Source organism: Cohnella sp. 56 (assembly GCF_037963805.1).
Lineage (GTDB): Bacteria > Bacillota > Bacilli > Paenibacillales > Paenibacillaceae > Cohnella.
This window is the reverse complement of sequence record NZ_JAZDQE010000023.1, coordinates 1-17,662: the sequence shown is the minus strand read 5'-3', so window position 1 is coordinate 17,662 and position 17,662 is coordinate 1. Positions and strand designations below refer to the sequence as shown.

The following is a 17,662-nucleotide window of genomic DNA, read 5'->3' as shown; positions in this document are numbered from 1 at the left end:
TCTCTCTCTCGCCACGCCGATCACGGCTTCGATACGATCAACGTCGCGGAGCGTCCCGGCAGCTCGAGCGAATACTCCGCACCGAGCGCCGTCTCGCCGACCTTCGCGAGCCGCTGCGCCGCGTCGAACCGGTACACCGTACCCGTCGCCCCCGCGCCGCCAGCCACGGTCACGTTCGCCTGCTTGGCGGCCGTGTCCTTGTTGAACAGCAGCGTGTACAACGTACCGTCCGCATCCTGCACCGCATAGCTGCCGACCAGGTCCACGTTGCCGCTCGCCGCCTTCACACTGTCGCCCGCGATCCGGCTGCCTTGCCCGTCATAGTTCAAATACAGCTTGAACGCGTCCTCGACCGGCGTATTCGCCAGCGGCTGCCCCCAGCGCGTCGCCAGATCGACGCCCTCGCGTCCGAAGATCGCCAGCGCCTCCGCCTGCGCCAGTCCGCTGCTGATGCCGCGGCCGTTGCCGAAGTTGTACTCGGAGATCGCCAGCTTCGTGCCCGGCGCAGTCTGCTCGATCAGCGTCTTCATGCGCGGGATCAGATTAACCGCCTCGCCGATCCACGACGAGCTGTCCTTGAACGTCGGATCGTACAGCGCCTTCAGCGACTTGAGCCGCCGCGCCGCAATATTGTTCGTCTCGTTCGCGGACAGCGCTACGCCCGCCTCGGTCGGATAATAGTGGATGTCCAGATAGTCGATCAGCCGCGTACCTGTCTCTTCCTTGTACGTCTGCACCTGCTTCATATACCATTCGAGCAGCGGCTTGCCGTCATGGCTCTGCCGGTCCGCGCCCGGCGAGCAGCCGTCCGCCGCCGAGTAGAAGTACGCGCACCAGCCCCAGACGACCGGGCCGAAAATCTGCCCGTCGGGATCGACATCCTTGATCGCCTGCCCGTAATCCTTCGTATACTGCCACAGCTCGTCGTACGTCGTCATCTGCGGATGCACGTCGCGATGCGTGTAAGGCCACAGCATCGGCTCATTGTCGAGCGCATAGTAGTTGACCTTGTCCCCGACGCGGCTCTGGATATGCTGAATCCAGCGGGCGACGAACGCCGGTCCGATCTCCTTGGACGTATCATGCGGGTCGTTGCCGGTCACATAGCTGCCGTCCTTTTTGATCCCGTTGCCCGCGTCCGCATTGCACCACCAGTCGCCCCAAGAGCACTCGGTCTGCTCCTGCGCGCCGTACTTTTTAACCGAGAACCCGACATGCACCTTGTCGTCCTTCGGCGTCCAGCCGATCGTCGGCACCGTGAGCAGCACCTTGCCCCCGTTAGCCAGCGTATCGTCGATCAGTTGGTCGGTGCGCGAGCCGTTCGGCAGCGTCTGCCCCTTCGCCGTATCCTTCGGCAGATTCATAAAAAACCAGTCCGAAGCATGATTTTGCACATTCGTCTCCCAGTTGTAGCGCGTCGTCGAGTTGCCGCCCCAGCGCACGACCGGATATTCCTTCATTTGCGACATGCCCTGCGGCTCGATCTCCTCGAAGTTAACGCCATAAATATCGGGATTGATCGCCCGCCGATTCGCCCCCGGATCGATGCTGACGCTCACCTCGGTCGCCACCGGCTTCGGATTGTTCACCCGCCCCTTGTACTTGAGCAGCGTGATATCGTCGATAGAGACGGCCTCCTGCTCCTTCCAGTCCCACGCCTGAATGACGAAGGAATCGAAGAACCCCTCGGTAATCCCCAGATCCGCGAGCCGCACCGTCACCTTTTGCCACACACCCGGCTTCACGCCGTCCGGCAGCAGCTCGTCCAGCACGACAGAGCCGAGAATCGCGTTCATATCCTGCACGACGAAGCGCAGCTTCTGCCCGCCCAGCTCGCCCCCGTGAATATAAAACTCAAAGCCATAATAGTCCGACGCCTGATACCCCTCGTCATGATCGATATAGACGCCCTGCCACCAGCGCGGGACGAAGCGAATCGCCCGCTGGCCGCCGTGGACCGTCGTCTCGCTGTTCAGATTGACCGTGCCCCAGCTCCAGTTGTCGTAGCCTTCGGCCAGATTGTCCCCATATACCGGCTCCGCCTCCGTCTGCACGACCTGCACATTCAGCGACGCGCTGAACGCGCCATAGGTCGCCGTGAGCACCGAGCTGCCCGGCTGCATCGCCCTGATCCGCCCCTCCGCCACATCCGCCACACCCGGGTTGCCGCTCGTCCACTGGACGCCCGCTTCCTTCGATTCAACATAGCCATTGTCGAAAAAAGCTTTTAGCAGCGGCGCTTCGTCGCCGCCCGCGGGCAGCACGAGAGACTGCGACGGAAATCCGATCGATTCAATCTTCGGCTGCTCGTACGTCTCACGCACGATCACGATATCGTCGATGTACACGCGCGGCTGCGCAGTCTCGCCCCTACCCGTGAACAGCAGACCGTCGAACAGGCCGTCCGGCAGGTCCAGCCCTTCGAGCGACAAAGTCGCCTGCCGCCATTCGCCCGCGCCGATCTGTCCCATCGCGAGCAGCGACTCCACCGGCACCGTCGCCACCGGCTCTCCACCGGCCTGGACCGTCAGATCGAGCTGCTGACCGCCAGCCGCGCCGCCGTCAATCCAGAACGACAGCGTCTTGTACTCCTCCGTGCTGACGATCCGGTCCTTGTACAGATAGACCCCATCGTCCCCGCCCGGCGTGAAGCCGATCGAGTAGACGCCCTGGTGCACCGAAGCCGTCTCCTTGAGCGAACTTGCAGCCGAGCCGAAGTATTGGAAGCCCGCATTCATCGCGTCATCGTAGACGTCGATCTGCTCCTCGACCGGCTGCGGCGGCTTGTTCGACACCGGATAGCGCTCGCGCACGAGCCGAACGTCGTCGACATACACGGTCCCCTGCTTGCCGTGGCTCTGATCGCGCAGCATGATGCCGTCGTAGAGACCGTTCGGCATTTTCAGCGTCGTCAGATCGAGCTGCACCTTCTGCCATTCGCCCGCCGTGAGCCGTCCGGCCGGCAAGTAGTCGGCCAGATCCAGCTTCGCGACCTGCACGCCGCCCGCCTGCAGGATCAGGTTCAGCTTCTGCCCGCCCGCGGCGCCGCCGTTAATATAGAACTCCAGCGTATTATAAGAAGAAACGAGAAACGGCTCCGAGCTGTACAAATAAAGCGCGCCGTCCTGACTCGGTTCGAACGAGATCGCGCGCTGTCCGCTATGTACGGTGCCGGACTGCGTCAGCGAGCGCGCGGCCCAGCTATAATCTGTGAAGCCCTCCCCCAGCCGGTCCTCGTATACGCTGCGCGCATCCAGCTCCTCCGCCTTCGCCTGTGTCGGCGGCAGCGCCGGCAGCACCGCCGCGAGCAGCAGCAGCCAGACGATCGCCTGTGTTATTCTTTTCCGCCCATATAGTCGCATTCGCATGGGTTTATGTCTCCTTTTGTCGTCATCTGCCCCCATTATATAGGAGCCCGGCCCCACAAAAGGGCGTCCGCACGCAAATGGTGACGAAGACGATGACCGCGGCGGTCATAAAATGACAAGTCATATGACCGCGACCGCCGGGCAAAAAAATAAGCCATGGCGATACAAGGAACTTGCTCCTTGCATCGCCATGGCTTGCTCTCCGCCGCTAACAACTGCCGCGAGCCCGGCAGCCCGGCAGCCCCGGCCGGCCCGACGCTCTTCCGCTTCGTGCACATTATATGTGCACCTTCGCTCCCGGCAGCCCGGCCAATCCGTCGCTGCCCCGCTTCATGCACATTATATGTGCATCTCCGCTCCCGACAACCCCGCCGGCTCGACGCTGCCCCGCTTCATGCACCATATATGTGCACCTTCGCTCCCGACAACCCTGCCGCCCCGACGCTGTCCCGCTTCATGCACATTATATGTGCACCTTCGCACCTGCAGCCCGTCCGGCTCGCCGCTGTCCCGCTTCATGCACATTATATGTGCACCTTCGCTCCCGCCAGCCCGTCCGGCTCGCCGCTGCCCCGCTTCATGCACATTATATGTGCACCTTCGCTCCCGACAACCCGGCCGCCCCGACACTGTCCCGCTTCATGCACCATATATGTGCACCTTCGCTCCCGACAACCCTGCCGCCCCGACGCTGTCCCGCTTCATGCACCATATATGTGCACATTCGCCCTCGGCAGCCCGGCCAATCCGTCGCTGCCCCGCTTCATGCACATTATATGTGCACCTCCGCCCCTGGCAGCCCGGCCAGCCCGACGCTGCCCCGCTTCGTGCACAATATATGTGCACCTTCGCTCCCGGCAATCCTGCCGCCCCGACGCTGTCCCGCTTCATGCACCATATATGTGCACCTCCGCTCCCGACAGCCCGTCCGGCTCGCCGCTATCCCGCTTCGTGCACATTATATGTGCATCTTCGCCTCTGGCAGCCCTGCCGGCCCGACGCTCTTCCGCTTCATGCACCATATATGTGCACCTTCGCCCCAGACAACTTCGCCGCCCCGACGCCATCCCGCTTCATGCACCATATATGTGCACCTTCGCTCCCGGAAGCCCGACCAGCCCAACGCTGTCCCGCTTCATGCACCATATATGTGCACCTTCGCTCCCGACAACCCGGCCGCCCCGACACTGTCCCGCTTCGTGCACATTATATGTGCACCTTCGCTCCCGGCAATCCTGCCGCCCCGACGCTGTCCCGCTTCATGCACCATATATGTGCACCTTCGCCCCAGACAACTTCGCCGCCCCGACGCCATCCCGCTTCATGCACCATATATGTGCACCTTCGCTCCCGACAGCCCGGCCGCCCCGACGCTGTCCCGCTTCATGCACCATATATGTGCACCTTCGCCCCCGGCAGCCCAACCAGCCAGCCTGCCGGCTCGCCGTTCCCCTACGCCCCTTACACCTCGCCCCAGTAAATCTCCGTCTCGTAGTCGAACGAGACCTGGCCGTCCTGCTGGTAGCGGTCGAAGATCGCGCGCAGCTCGGCCAGCATCGGCTCGTAGTTCGGATGCCCCGGCACCGGCGTATAGGAGGACGACCGCAGCCTCCCGCTCAGACCGTCGAAGTCGAATAGCTGGCGGTTCGGGAACCGCGCCTCGCGCTTGGTGCCGGACGCGAAGAAGGCCGCCAACTGCTCCTGCGTAATATTCGTATGGTTGACGCGCGCATAGTCCGTCCCGAGGTCCAGCAGCAGCCGCTCGTACGCCTCCAGGAACGGCGTCCCGCTCCGCAGCCGCGTGTTCCACACCAGCGCCGCCCTGCCGCCCGGCCGCAGCAGCCGGTGCCATTCCCGCTTCGCCGCAGGCTGGTCGAACCAGTGAAACGCCTGCGCGCACACGATAAAATCGAGCGACGCGTCCGCAAGCCCCGTCTCCTCCGCCGCGCCGTCCATCGCGCGGAAGCCCGGGTAGCCGCCGAGCGCCCGCTCCGCCGCCTCGCGCATCGCCCGGTTCGGCTCGACCGCCGTGACGGACGTCCCCCGCTCCAGCAGCAGCCGCGAGAATATGCCGGTGCCCGCGCCGATATCCGCGACCTCGCCCGCCGCCTCCAGCCCGGCTTCGCCGTACAAATAGTCGATCGCCGCCGCAGGATAGCTCGGCCTGTACTTCACGTACGTGTCCACGCGATCGGTGAACCGCTCCTTGTTCGCCTGCTCCGGTCCGGTCATCTCAATATCCTCCTCGTCGTCTCAGTCGTCATCAGGAAGCGCGAACTCGAACTCTGCAAATCCATCGAAGTCATCTTCGCCTTCGTCCTCGTCCTCATCCTCGTAGGCGTCATCGTAAAAATTCGGCGCTTCCCTTTGCAGACTGCTGTAAGCCATCTCCCCGACAACCAGCCCGCCCGCGGTCTGACGCGGCGCAAAAGCTTCCAGATTGGCAATCTCGATCTGCTTCGTCCCATCGTCGCCCTGCCGCTGCCGCTGCACGCGCTTGCCGCCGGACAAGCCCGCCCTGTCCGGATTTTTGTGACGGACGGGAATGTTATAGCCGAGCTTGGCGACCAGCTTGCGCACTTCCTGCTCGTCGTGTCTGCGGATGACGAATGTATCCGGGGAAAAAGTATGCACGATCAATGCGGCCAGCTTCTTGTCTCTGGCGATCAACTGGGCCGCTGCCGGATCGGCGACCTGCAGCACCATCGCATCCCACAGCACGGCGCTGCCGTAGCTCGCCGTCCAGTCGCGCAGCGTCCGCAGCACGCTCGGCGCGACCGGCGTCTGGCTGAACTCCGTCAGGAACGCCTCGATCTCGTCTATCGTCCAGCCGCCCTCCAGCGCCTGAATGGCGCGCTCCCGGGTCAGCTTGTAAGTCAGTGCGCTATCCGAACGAACCAGCTCGGCGATCGCCTCGACCCGCCAGCGGATCGCGGGCAGCGCCGTCTCCGGCATGACGATCTCCAGATTCGGCTGCACGTAGAAGCGATCGGCCAGCATATGCTCCAGCCTGCTCTCTTCCAGCGACTGGCCGAGCAAACCGCGCCATACAAACTCCCGGCCCCAATCCGTCCATCTCCACACCGGACGATCGCTTGCATCTCGTCCGCACTCAATTAAGCCGACGGCGATATGCGGCATGTAGAACGCCTCATCCAGCATTTCGTCGTCGAGCCGCGCCTCCCACGGTTCCATCAGGCGAGCCAGCTCGTCCCGCACAGCATCGGCGGATATCCAGTCGTCCAGTCCGAAGCGGTACACGATGCTGCGCACCAGCAACATCGGCAGCCGCCCCGCCGGGGGGAGAACGCTCTCATAATGATAGATAAACAGCCGCTGCCATTCCGAATAGGGCGTATTCAGGAACGGCTCTATGCCTGCAGGGTTCAGACAAGCCACTTCCCGAAAATTTGCCATGTTGTACCGATGAATGAAGCTCTCTAAAAAAACAAAAACAGCCGGCCGGGCCTCGTCTATCCCGATATCGGGAAAATAGTCGTCGGATGACCTCAGCTTCGGCAATATACGATTCATCGCCCGCTTGTAAATTAGCCCCTTCTGCGATACTTCGACCCGTTCGTGGCCGATCGCAGACAGCAAGGTCAGCAGATCGTGGGCAAGCGCGAGCCCGCATTGCTCTTCAATCCGCACCTCTCCTTCGACGGCGCCGTTCTTCAAGATCCGCTCGGCGCTGGACTCGGTGAGTTCTCTGTACAGCAGCAGCACCAGTTCAAGCGGCACGACCGCGAACTCATGCCAATACTCCTTAACCGTGAACACAAACCCGCTCTTTTTCAGCGTCTCGATCACTTTGGATCCGTTGCCGCTGCCGCCCGTGAGCCGATCGATCGAGCGGGCCGCATCGACCGTCCGCGATGGCCGCCCCCCATTCATCTCCGCAACGGCCGCCAGCATGTCCAGACTCTGACGCTCCGGCGCATCGAGCTTCCTTAATTGCTCCAATATCCGCTCTTCGGTGAAATAAGCCTTTACGAGCTTCTCTCTCATTTCTTCTACGGGGGTCGAGGCGCGCATGGCGATCTGCCAATGGCGAGCCAGCTTCTCCGTCTGCTTCTTGTCCAGCATCGACAGTAAAAATGCGATGTTTATCTTAAGTCACTCCTCCCGGTCCGCCCGCTTCTGAATGCTTCCATGTCGAGCACCTTGCCGGCCGTTGCGGCAGATGGCGCAGTCTTGCGGTCTGATCTGGACGGAGCGTTCTGTCCGTGCGCACGCTCCCCGGCTCCCTGGGATTGCGGCAGCAGCGGCTCCGTCTCGCTCACGCCAGGCACGATCTCGTCGGCGTCCACAATCGTATACTGATAGCCCTGCTCGGTCAGGAAACGCTGACGATTCAGGGCAAACTGCTGATCCTTCGTATCCCGGGTCACGAGCGAGTAGAATCGCGCCTGCACGCCGTCCGCCTTGGGCCGCAATATCCGGCCGAGCCGCTGCGCCTCCTCCTGCCGCGAGCCGAACTGCCCGGATAGCTGGATCGCCACGCTCGCGTCGGGCAGATCGATGGCAAAGTTGGCGACCTTGGATACGACGAGCACGCGCACCTGTCCCTCGCGGAAGCTGGCATAGAGCGCATCCCGCTCGCGGGTAGGCGTCTTGCCGGTGATGATCGGCGCCTGAAGCGCGGCTGCGACCCGTTCGAGCTGGTCCAGATACTGCCCGATGACGAGCACTCCTTCGCCGGGATGCGCCCGGACCAGCTCCAGAGCGACCGTCAGCTTGGCGGACGCTTCGGAGGCGATACGCGCCTGGGCGCGCGCATCGGCCTCGGCGTACGTCATCCGCTCCGCACCGCTCAGCCGGACGCGCACCTCCGTGCAGAGCGCGGTCGCGATCCAGCCGGCACGCTCCAACTCCTTCCAGGGCACATCGTACTTCTTAGGCCCGATCAGCGCGAACACATCCGCCTCCAGCCCGTCCTCGCGGACGAGCGTCGCCGTCAACCCGAGCCTGCGCCGGGCCTGAATGTCCGCCGTGATCCTGAATACGGGAGCGGGCAGCAGATGCACCTCGTCATAAATAATCAGGCCCCAGTCGCGCTCGCCGAACAGCGCCAGGTGGGCGAACTCGTCTTCTCTGTCCTTGCGGTGGCTGACGATCTGATAGGTGGCGACCGTGACCGGACGAATCACCTTCGCGTCCCCGGAATATTCGCCGATCTGTTCGGGCGCGAGTGTCGTCTTGTCCAGAAATTCCCCGATCCACTGCCGCGCGGCCGTCACGCTCGATGTCAGCACGAGCACCTCCGCCTGCACGCTGATCGCCGCAGCCATACCGATGACCGTCTTGCCCGCCCCGCAGGGCAATGCCAGCACGCCGCTGCCGCCGTACGCCGAGCCCTCCGCGTAGAAGCTGTCCGCCGCCTGCCGCTGGTAGTCGCGCAGCACGAACGCACGGCCGCCGAGCGTCGTCTGCCGGAAGTCCAGCGCCAGCGGCGTCCCCGCCGTATAGCCGGCCAAGTCGCGGACCGGATAGCCGAGCTTCATCAGCTCCCGCTTCATCGCCCCCCGCTGCTGCGGAGCGACTCGCACCGCGCCTGTGCCCGCGCGGCCGAGCAGCAGCGATTGCAGCGACGAATAGCGGAGCAGCTCCTGCAGCAAGCTGGGATCGCTGCTGCTCAGCAGCAGTTCGTCTCCCTCCCGCTCCAGTTGCAGCAGTTCGAACTTGCGATAGACGTCCTCGATCTCGCGCAGCACGTTGGGCGCCGTATCGAACTTGCTGTACCGCTCGATGACTGCCATGATCCGCTCCAGCTCCATGCCGGCGGAGGCGGCATTCCACAGCGAGAGCGGCGTGATGCGATACGTATGGATATGGTCGGGGCTCTTCTCCAGCTCCGCGAAGGCGCTGAGCGCATCGCGGACGACGGCATAGTCCGGATGATTGACCTCCAGCAGCACGGACATGTCGGACTGAATCATCAACGGATTCTCAGGTCGATAGGCCATTGGGCAACAATCCCGTTCTCTCATAAAATGTGCAAAACCTGTGTCTATCAGTATAGCATAAGGTCGAATCTCGCAAAAAAAGCGGGCCGCCCCATGAGCGCCTGAGCGCATGAGCAACCCGCTTCAAAGCCGAACCGCGCCGAGCTTGCCTGTCACAGTCACAGCGCGCGCTCCGCCTCCTGCTCCTCCCCGTGCCACAGCCGCCGGAAGCTCGCGCTCGTCGCCAGCAGCTCCGCCGCCGTACCCTGCGCTTCGATCCGGCCGTCCTGCAGCAGCACGATCCGATCCGCGCGAGCCAGCGCCGCCTTGCGGTGCGAGACGACGAGACAGGTCGCCCCGCCCTTCGCCGCGAACAGCCGCTCCCACAGCCGCCGCTCGGTCTCCACGTCGAGCGCGGACGACAGATCGTCGAACACGTACAGCTGCGCATCCCGCGCGAGCATGCGGGCCGCAGCCGTACGCTGCGCCTGCCCGCCCGACAGCTTCACGCCGCGCGGCCCGACCATCGTCTCGAGGCCTTCCCGCAGGCCGGCAATATCCTCCTCGAGCACCGCGGCATGGATCGCGCGGGCCAGCTCCGCAGGAGAGGCTGCCGCGCCGAGCAGGATGTTGTCCCGCAGCGAGGCGCTGTACAGCCGCGGGATCTGCGCGGTGTACGCGCTCTGCGGCGGCACGAAAAAGTCGGCGGGCGCCGCGACCGGCTCGCCGTTCCACCGGATCGTGCCGCGCTTCGCCGGCAGCAGGCCGAGCAGCGCGCGCAGCAGGGTCGTCTTGCCGGAGCCGACCATCCCCGTGACGACGGTGAAGGAACCGCCGGGCAGCGTCAGGTCGATATTGTCGATGCCCCGGCCCGTCTCCGGATAGCGATAGGTGAGACCCGTCGCGGCGAGCTCGCGAAGCGGTGCGGCCCGCACTGGGAGCTTGAGCGATCCGTCATCGATCTCCGGTTCCCGCCCGCCGCTTCGTTCCTCCTCTGCGACCGCCGTCTTGCGCGTTCCCTTTTTCCCGAGCCCGATATAAGCCTTCTGCACGAGCAGCGCCGGCGACGCGCCGCGCAGCATATCCTTGAGCCGGCCGAAGCTGACGGCCATCTGCTTGTAGTAGGTCATGAAGTTGCCCACGTTGGAGATGAGCTGCGTCACGAACGTCAGGTAATAGACGAACAGGGAGAAATCGCCGATCGTGAAGCTGCCGTCGCGCATCTTGATGCCGGCCAGCAGCAGAATGATGCCCGTGCCCAGGTTGACGGAGTTGTTGAATACCGAGGAGAGCGTCTCGGTCAGCAGCTTGTCCTTGATCATCGACTGCCGCCTGCTCTCGCCCAGCTTCGCGAACCGTCCGACGACCCGCTGCTCCGCACCCGCCACCTGGATGGCGAGCACGCTGCCGAACATCTCGCTGATCGCCCCCGTCACCTGGGCCGTCGCCTCGCGGCTTGCCGCGCGGTACTTGCGGATGCGGGCCGTAGCGATCTGGGCCGCCGTGACGACGAGGATGAGCGGCACGAACACGAGCACCGTCAGCTGCGCATCGATCGCCAGCAGAATCCAGCTCGCCGCAACCACGAAGCCGACGAGTCCGAGCGTGTCCACCGACCAGCTCGTCGCCTCCTCCGCCTGCTCCACGTCATCCCTGAAGTTGCTGATCGCCTCGCCCGGCGATCCGGGCAGCGCCCTGGCGCCGGGCGCCCGCAGCACATGTGCCAGCAGATTGCGCCGCAGCAGCGAGCTGAGACGGAACCTGAACGCCACGTCCGTCAGGAAGCCGCAGTAGATAAGCGCGATCCGCCCGAGCGCAGCCGCGACGAGCAGCGCCGCAATCGCGACCGCCCCGTGCGGGAACGTATGCGTCCCCTCCAGATGATCGAAGAATGCCTTCGTGAGCAGACCCGGCACCAGCGGCGCCATATGGATGAGCGTCCACGCGAGCAGATTAAGCACGTAAAGTCCCGGACGATAAGCCAGCATGCGCCAGAAAAAAACGCTTGTCTTCATACGAGCACCTCCTCCAGGCCGACGGCCAGCATGCGGCTGAAGCGGGAAGCCGGGTCGCCTGCCAGCGCCTCGCGTCTGCCATGCTCCACGATCTGTCCCTGCTCGAGGATGGCGATATCGTCCGCCCGCTGAATCGTCGCCAGCCGGTGGGCGATGATGATGCAGGTCCGGTTATGCAGCAGACGGTCGATCGCCGCCTCGATCCGGCTCTCGGTGAGCGGATCCAGCCTGGAGGACGCTTCGTCCAGGATGACGAGCCGCGGATTCGTCAGGAAGACGCGGGCGAAGGCGAGGAGCTGTCCTTCTCCAGCGGACAATCCCGCGCCGCCGGCTGACAGACTCGTATCCAGCCCGTCGGGCAGTCCCGCGAACCAGCCCTCAAGGCCGAGCTCGGCGAGTACGTCCATTATCCGGGCGTCCGGTATGCGCTCGTCGAACAGCGTCAGATTGTCGCGCACGGTGCCTGCCAGAATCTCGATATTTTGCGTGACCATCGCGACATGGGCGCGCAGCTCGCCGAGCTTGAAGCGCCGCAGATCGATCCCCGTCAACGTGATCTCACCCTGCTGTGGATCATAGAAGCGGAGCAGCAGCCGCGCGAACGTCGTCTTGCCGCTGCCCGTGCGGCCGAGCAGCCCTAGCGTGCGGCCTCGCTCGAGCCTGAGCGTCACCCCGCGCAGCGTCGGCGGCTCCTCATCCTCATACGCGAAGGTCACCTCGTGCAGCTCGACTTCCGCCGGTCCCGCAGGCAGCTCGGCGCCCGGCCCGTCGGCGATGGCCGACTTCGTCGCGAGCAGCTCTCCGATGCGCACGAGGCTGGCATCCGCCTTCTGCAGATCCTCGAGCTGCGTGCGGATTTTCTCGATCGGCTTGGCGAGCAGCTCGGTATAGTAGAACACGAGATAGGCGGAGCCGATCGTCAGCTCGCCGCGCTTCCACAGAATTGCGCATACGATGAAGGCCGCGGCATTGCCGAGCGCGAACACCAGTATCGTCGTGCTCCACATGAGGAAGTAGCCCATAAAAGCCCGCACGCGCAGCGGGAGCATGCGCCGGGTCAAATCATAGAAGCGGTTCATGGCGTAGCCGACGGCGCCGTTGGCCCGCGTATCCTCGGTGCCTTCGAGCTGCTCGCCGATGAAGCCGTAATATTCGGCATTGATCTGCCGCCAGCGTGTCCACACGGGCACGGCAAACTGCCGGATTCGCTTGATCGCCCAGAAGCTGCCCGCGACGAATACGCTCATCGCCACGCCGACCCATATATTTTCCCGGAACAGCAGCACCAGAATGCCGAGCGTCAGCAGCCCATTGCCCGCGAGATTGATCATGAAGCTTGAGAAAAACTGCGCCAGCGCGTTCACATCACCGTCCACCCGCTCGATCAGCGAGCCGGACGTATGCTTCTTGTGGAACGACATGTCCAGCGACAGACAATGCGCAGCCAGATCGACGCGCAGTTTGTTGGTCGTCTTCCAGCCCAGATTCTCGCTGAAGTAAGCCGCCACCACGGACACCCCCTGCTGCAGCAGAGAAAAACCGATAAAGAGCGCTCCGGCATAATAAAGAGGAGTCAAGCTGCCTTCCCCTTGCGCCGTATCGATAAAATAGCGGATGATCTGCGGATTGACGAGTTGCAGCGCGATCGACGAGAACAGCAGCGCGCCGAGCCAGCTGAGCGCCCGCCATTCGGGCAGCAAGTATCTTCTAATCATCGTACGGTAACCGCGCTCCGACTTCTTATTGCTGTCTTCTGGATTCATTTGTCACCTCTAGTATGTCGGTCCCTGATTATACCATGCCGTCTATTATACAGGCTGACGGTCATTTTAGGCGATAGGCTGGAAGAATCTCGCACGATTCGACATTGAACGGCAGGGTGGACCAAGGTACACTTGGAAGAGTTAGGTTGCGGTCGAAAAAGGAAAGCGAGGCGCTGAGGCGATGGGCAACAGTTATAACGTCACATACAGCACGAAGGAACTGCGCGGGGAAGCGTGGGCGAAGGTCGCTCCGATTCGTCTCGCCCATTATTTATGGGAGCACGACGAGGCGCCTTACCGTCCTGAGACGGAGGTCCGCGTATACTTCACGGACGAGGCGATCCATGCCCGGTTCCGCGTTTACGAGGCCGATCCGGTCGCGGTGCACAGTGAAGGCTTGAACCCGCCTGTATATAGGGACAGCTGCGTTGAGTTTTTCCTGCAGCCTATGCCGGAGCAGGATACCCGCTATGTGAACTTCGAGTTCAACTCGGCGGGCGCGATGCTGGCCGGCATCGGCTCTGACCGGCACGACCGAGATCCCGCGCCCGGGCTCCGGCCCGCCCTGTACGAGGCGCGGGCGGAGCGCGGGCTCGTCGACGCCCAGGGACAAGTCTGCTGGCAGCTTGAATGCCGAATCCCGTTTGCGGCGCTCGCCGAATGGTTCCCCGGATTTGCCCCCGGAGCCCCTATGACAATGAAGGGCAATTTCTACAAATGCGGCGATCTGACGCCCCATCCGCACTATGCAGCTTGGAACGACATCCCCGAAGACGTACCGAACTTCCATCTGCGCGAATACTTCGGCACCCTCGTTTTTGAACGCTGACTTCGACTTCTCCGAGAACACAAAACCCTTCGACCAATTCACAGTCGAAGGGTCTTGTCAGTTGACGCCCGGTCCCTTAATCCACCGGATTATCAATACGCATGATGTCCAGGAAAGGGATTTTGACGAGGCTGTCATATCCCTGCACATGAACCAGCCTCGTCCTCGCGTCCAGCACCACGATCCGGCCGCGAACCGGCTCCGCATCCCATACCGTGAGCACTACCTCGGTTTCTTCCTGCTTCGCCTCGACCAACCGTTCGCCGAGCTCTTCCAATTCGAACTCATCTCTCGTCGGCCTTTTTACTTTATACTTTTTTCCGGGCTTTTTTACTTCCGGCATCACGCGTGCACTCCTTCATTGAAGCTATGTCTTGTAAAAACGAAATAAAACAAAAAAACCCTTATTGATTAAGGGGCTTCGGCGAATTTATAAAGTTGGTGCGCGTAGAGGGACTTGAACCCCCACTGTTGCCCGCCAGATCCTAAGTCTGGGAAGTCCTTATATATAATAGTATATATTTTTTCTATAAGCCCGTCAAAACGGGCTTTTTCTTTTTCATCGAACTACTATTACATAGTTTTATATGCTGAAAGATGGCGTTTTCTCCCGCCTCGCTTCCACGCACTCCCGCAAAACAAAGAACCCCGGAATATCCCGGAGCCCGCTTTATTTGATACGCTATCGATCCTTACGATGTCCAAGAAAGGAACCTTCATCAGCTCGCCGTATTTCTGCACATGAACCAGCTTCGTGCGCGCATCCATCTCCCCCATCAGGCCGCGCCCGGCTCCGCGTCCCAGTATGACTTCATTCACTTCTTCCTTCACCTCAACTAAGCGTTCACTGATTTCTTCGAGCTCTTATCATGCGTTATCGACCACGGCGCCTCGCTGCCGTGGTCAATAAGTCTCCCTGAAGCAATCATATTGTCAACTCGACATTGTGTCTTTTTGCAATTGCGGTTCTTGTATATCATTTCTACCGCTCGGCCAATGTGCTTATTTAGATTCATTACTATCACCTCAATAACGAGTTGTATGTTGCGCGATTGGTTTGGAAATTCGCTTACAATTTCTCGTTTCCGCAACCGCTCCAAGCGACCATATGCCATGCTCAGCGAGATGAAGGATACACCTGCAATCTCCTGACTGTAGTGGATATCACAACTTGTCTATTAATGCCTTAATCGCCCATACCACATTCTCTTTTGTCTAAGCTATGATCGCCTCAAAAAACCATTTGTTCACGATAATCACATTGAGAAAAAATGCTCCTTATCAAATCTGTATCTTATCCCTTGCTTAATCATAAAAAATAAAATATTTGAACGACATCATTCGTCAGTAACCAACATATTTAGCTATATACAATTATCATCTAAATTGGTATATTAATTATCTAAATGGTAAATGTCGTAAAATATGATTGTTATGAACAGCTGGCCAGCTTTCATATAAATTCACCTTAATTGGGGGTTAAGTAATTGAATAGACTGATAAAATCAGTTGTGAGTGTATTAACTTTAGTATCTTTTGCACTTCCAGGCTTGGCATCTGCAACAACTTTTTCCTCTACACAACATGAGTATGTCTCGATTTCAGGAACGCCAATTCATTTAAGTTCTAACTACTCACCTGAGGAAATAAATGATATCATTAAAAGTATTAATCAAAAGGAAATAGAACTTAGCAATACACCAGACGGAAAAGCAATGATTGATAATGCTACGCAACAAAGAATAACAAATCAAAAGAACGGCTTAGCCGCTTGCTCTGAAGCTAAGGTCAGCGGCGGTGTCACCACCCAAGACACCGACGGAGTACCTCCTTTATATTGTCCATATATCTACTCATATACGGAAGAAGCACTAGGAACAACATATGCTTATCCGTACTTTAAAGAAATTCTAAAAACGTATCAAATAAATCAAACTAATACAGCTCAAGGACTCAACTTTACTGCAACTACGACAAACACCATTACCTACTCGGGAAGTGTTTCACTAAGTAAACTTGCAACTCTTGGTCTTTCTTTCACAGAACAACAATCCAATTCTTATTCAAATGTCGTAAGTGTCCCCGCCCATTCACGTATTAATCTTTACGAACAAAGCAATTGGACACATAAAGAAGGTTGGGTAAAGACAATTTTCCATTCTTACACTGTATGTGGATGGTATGTTTATGATTCTGCTGCAGGACCTCAAAATTGGTCTATGGAAACACCCGGGGCAATTGGTTATCGGTTAGGCACCCCCACTGCCGCTTAAGTTGCAAGAAGAAGGGAAGCATTCTTCCCTTCTTTTTAATTCTATAAAATAGGGGACTACATCTATGAAACATATTCTTCTTAAATACTTTTTACTTTTTTTCTCTTTTTCAAACTTGTATACCTTATTATCTTATTCTAGCTCGATAATAATCTGGAACTGGAGATTAAAGAACCTAGGAGCTTTAAATGATACTGCCCATGATGTGTACCCGCCTCTAGTTTGGAACTTAATATACATAAATTATACAATCTCAGTAGCCATTCTTATTGTCTATTTGTTTAGTTTTTTATCCGCAAAAGAGAACTCGAGTAAAGCGAACAATTCTAAATTTGACCGAATAGTATAAAAATTATTGGGTTATTTCGCGTCTGTTGATTATCAAAAAAAATAGTAGCCAAAAGACCGCTCATTTCTGTAAAGTGTTTGTACCCCTACAAACCCTACGGAAGGTGAGACGGTCTCATGAATCATCGTTAAAGGTTAGTCCCCATTCTTCAATCCCTTGTTCCTAACGAGGAGATCCAACCTTAGTTGCAGCAAGTAAGCTATGTCGATACAGCAAGAAAGTTTACAGTCTACGAGCTCTTTATCTTTCTTGCTGAAGCGGTGCTTGGGCAGCGGGACGGTTACCGGGACGGCGAAAGCGAATGATCGCCTGTGGACTGCGCCTTTGGCCATCGGCTTGGAATGCGCGGTTGAAGTTCGCTCCCACGACCCAAAGACAGGAACAAACAATCCCCCCATGTTAACATTTTCAACTATCCAAAAAGACAAAAAAACCCTTATAGATTAAGGGGTTTCGGAACATTTTATTAAGTTGGTGCGCGTAGAGGGACTTGAACCCCCACGGTTGCCCGCCAGATCCTAAGTCTGGTGCGTCTGCCAATTCCGCCATACGCGCATATGGCCAGTGATTATTCGGCTGTAGAAAAACCAAATGGCTGGGGATCTAGGGATCGAACCTAGGAATGACGGAGTCAAAGTCCGTTGCCTTACCGCTTGGCTAATCCCCAACGGATAAGATAAAGGATGGTGGAGGCTGAGGGGATCGAACCCCCGACCCTCTGCTTGTAAGGCAGATGCTCTCCCGGCTGAGCTAAGCCTCCATATGTATGGTGACCCGTGGGGGAATCGAACCCCCGTTACCTCCGTGAAAGGGAGGTGTCTTAACCGCTTGACCAACGGGCCGCAAAGCTGGAGCTCTCAACCGGGATCGAACCGGTGACCTCATCCTTACCATGGATGCACTCTACCTACTGAGCTATGAGAGCTTATGGCTTTACAGAGCTTGCGCCCTGAAAACCGGATGCGAAACGAATTTGCGCTTTAGAAATTCTCATGCCTGTGCGGCTTGCCGTCTGTCCGTCAATTGAACGGACAAGTTAGGATAAGCCCTCGACCGATTAGTACTCGTCAGCTACACACATTGCTGTGCTTACACCCCGAGCCTATCAACCTCGTGTTCT

At 59.2% G+C, this 17,662-nt stretch carries 9 protein-coding genes, 6 tRNA genes and 1 rRNA gene; 2 read left to right on the top strand and 14 right to left on the bottom strand.

The window, feature by feature from the left end:
• Window positions 1-20 precede the first annotated feature (20 nt).
• The 6 genes from VQ071_RS26710 to VQ071_RS26685 form a co-directional block, all read right to left on the bottom strand.
• Window positions 21-3,368, bottom strand: a complete 3,348-nt coding sequence (locus VQ071_RS26710; protein WP_340517582.1) for a glycoside hydrolase family 44 protein — start codon at window positions 3,366-3,368, stop codon at window positions 21-23.
• Window positions 3,369-4,829: 1,461 nt separating this feature from the next.
• A complete protein-coding gene (locus VQ071_RS26705; RefSeq protein WP_340517579.1) occupies window positions 4,830-5,600 on the bottom strand; it encodes a class I SAM-dependent methyltransferase in 771 nt (256 codons plus the stop codon).
• A 21-nt stretch (window positions 5,601-5,621) separates the two neighbouring features.
• Complete coding sequence (locus VQ071_RS26700; RefSeq protein ID WP_340517577.1) at window positions 5,622-7,454, bottom strand: helicase-associated domain-containing protein; 1,833 nt, start codon at window positions 7,452-7,454, stop codon at window positions 5,622-5,624.
• A 20-nt stretch (window positions 7,455-7,474) separates the two neighbouring features.
• Window positions 7,475-9,334: a DNA repair helicase XPB gene (locus VQ071_RS26695; RefSeq protein WP_340517575.1), complete on the bottom strand. Its 1,860-nt coding sequence runs from the start codon at window positions 9,332-9,334 to the stop codon at window positions 7,475-7,477.
• A gap of 158 nt (window positions 9,335-9,492) precedes the next feature.
• Window positions 9,493-11,328, bottom strand: coding sequence for an ABC transporter ATP-binding protein (locus VQ071_RS26690; RefSeq protein WP_340517573.1), 1,836 nt, complete (start codon window positions 11,326-11,328; stop codon window positions 9,493-9,495).
• A complete protein-coding gene (locus VQ071_RS26685) occupies window positions 11,325-13,091 on the bottom strand; it encodes an ABC transporter ATP-binding protein (RefSeq protein ID WP_340517571.1) in 1,767 nt (588 codons plus the stop codon). The genes VQ071_RS26690 and VQ071_RS26685 overlap by 4 nt, the downstream gene beginning before the upstream one ends.
• A 181-nt stretch (window positions 13,092-13,272) precedes the next feature.
• On the opposite strand from VQ071_RS26685, the gene VQ071_RS26680 reads away from it, so the two are divergent.
• Window positions 13,273-13,920: a carbohydrate-binding family 9-like protein gene (locus VQ071_RS26680; protein ID WP_340517569.1), complete on the top strand. Its 648-nt coding sequence runs from the start codon at window positions 13,273-13,275 to the stop codon at window positions 13,918-13,920.
• Window positions 13,921-13,996: 76 nt separating this feature from the next.
• Here the strand turns inward: VQ071_RS26680 and VQ071_RS26675 are convergent, their stop codons facing one another.
• A complete protein-coding gene (locus VQ071_RS26675; protein WP_340517659.1) occupies window positions 13,997-14,263 on the bottom strand; it encodes a YolD-like family protein in 267 nt (88 codons plus the stop codon).
• 96 nt (window positions 14,264-14,359) lie between these two features.
• Window positions 14,360-14,549, bottom strand: a tRNA-Leu gene (locus tag VQ071_RS26670).
• Between the two features lie 858 nt (window positions 14,550-15,407).
• On the opposite strand from VQ071_RS26670, the gene VQ071_RS26665 reads away from it, so the two are divergent.
• Complete coding sequence (locus VQ071_RS26665; protein ID WP_340517566.1) at window positions 15,408-16,193, top strand: hypothetical protein; 786 nt, start codon at window positions 15,408-15,410, stop codon at window positions 16,191-16,193.
• An 821-nt stretch (window positions 16,194-17,014) separates the two neighbouring features.
• Here the strand turns inward: VQ071_RS26665 and VQ071_RS26660 are convergent.
• The 6 genes from VQ071_RS26660 to VQ071_RS26635 form a co-directional block, all read right to left on the bottom strand.
• Window positions 17,015-17,097: transfer RNA gene (locus VQ071_RS26660), tRNA-Leu, on the bottom strand.
• Window positions 17,098-17,134: 37 nt separating this feature from the next.
• Window positions 17,135-17,209 (bottom strand) — tRNA-Gln (locus VQ071_RS26655).
• 17 nt (window positions 17,210-17,226) lie between these two features.
• Window positions 17,227-17,302 (bottom strand) — tRNA-Val (locus VQ071_RS26650).
• A 7-nt stretch (window positions 17,303-17,309) separates the two neighbouring features.
• Window positions 17,310-17,384 (bottom strand) — tRNA-Glu (locus tag VQ071_RS26645).
• A gap of 7 nt (window positions 17,385-17,391) precedes the next feature.
• Window positions 17,392-17,467, bottom strand: a tRNA-Thr gene (locus tag VQ071_RS26640).
• Between the two features lie 112 nt (window positions 17,468-17,579).
• Window positions 17,580-17,662, bottom strand: a 23S ribosomal RNA gene (locus tag VQ071_RS26635); the annotation flags it as partial.

Coding starts and splice junctions, on each gene's coding strand:
- VQ071_RS26710 (WP_340517582.1), bottom strand. CDS start 3,368: ATGCGAATGCGACTATATGGGCGGAAAAGAATAACACAGGCGATCGTC.
- VQ071_RS26705 (WP_340517579.1), bottom strand. CDS start 5,600: ATGACCGGACCGGAGCAGGCGAACAAGGAGCGGTTCACCGATCGCGTG.
- VQ071_RS26700 (WP_340517577.1), bottom strand. CDS start 7,454: ATGCTGGACAAGAAGCAGACGGAGAAGCTGGCTCGCCATTGGCAGATC.
- VQ071_RS26695 (WP_340517575.1), bottom strand. CDS start 9,334: ATGGCCTATCGACCTGAGAATCCGTTGATGATTCAGTCCGACATGTCC.
- VQ071_RS26690 (WP_340517573.1), bottom strand. CDS start 11,328: ATGAAGACAAGCGTTTTTTTCTGGCGCATGCTGGCTTATCGTCCGGGA.
- VQ071_RS26685 (WP_340517571.1), bottom strand. CDS start 13,091: ATGAATCCAGAAGACAGCAATAAGAAGTCGGAGCGCGGTTACCGTACG.
- VQ071_RS26680 (WP_340517569.1), top strand. CDS start 13,273: ATGGGCAACAGTTATAACGTCACATACAGCACGAAGGAACTGCGCGGG.
- VQ071_RS26675 (WP_340517659.1), bottom strand. CDS start 14,263: ATGCCGGAAGTAAAAAAGCCCGGAAAAAAGTATAAAGTAAAAAGGCCG.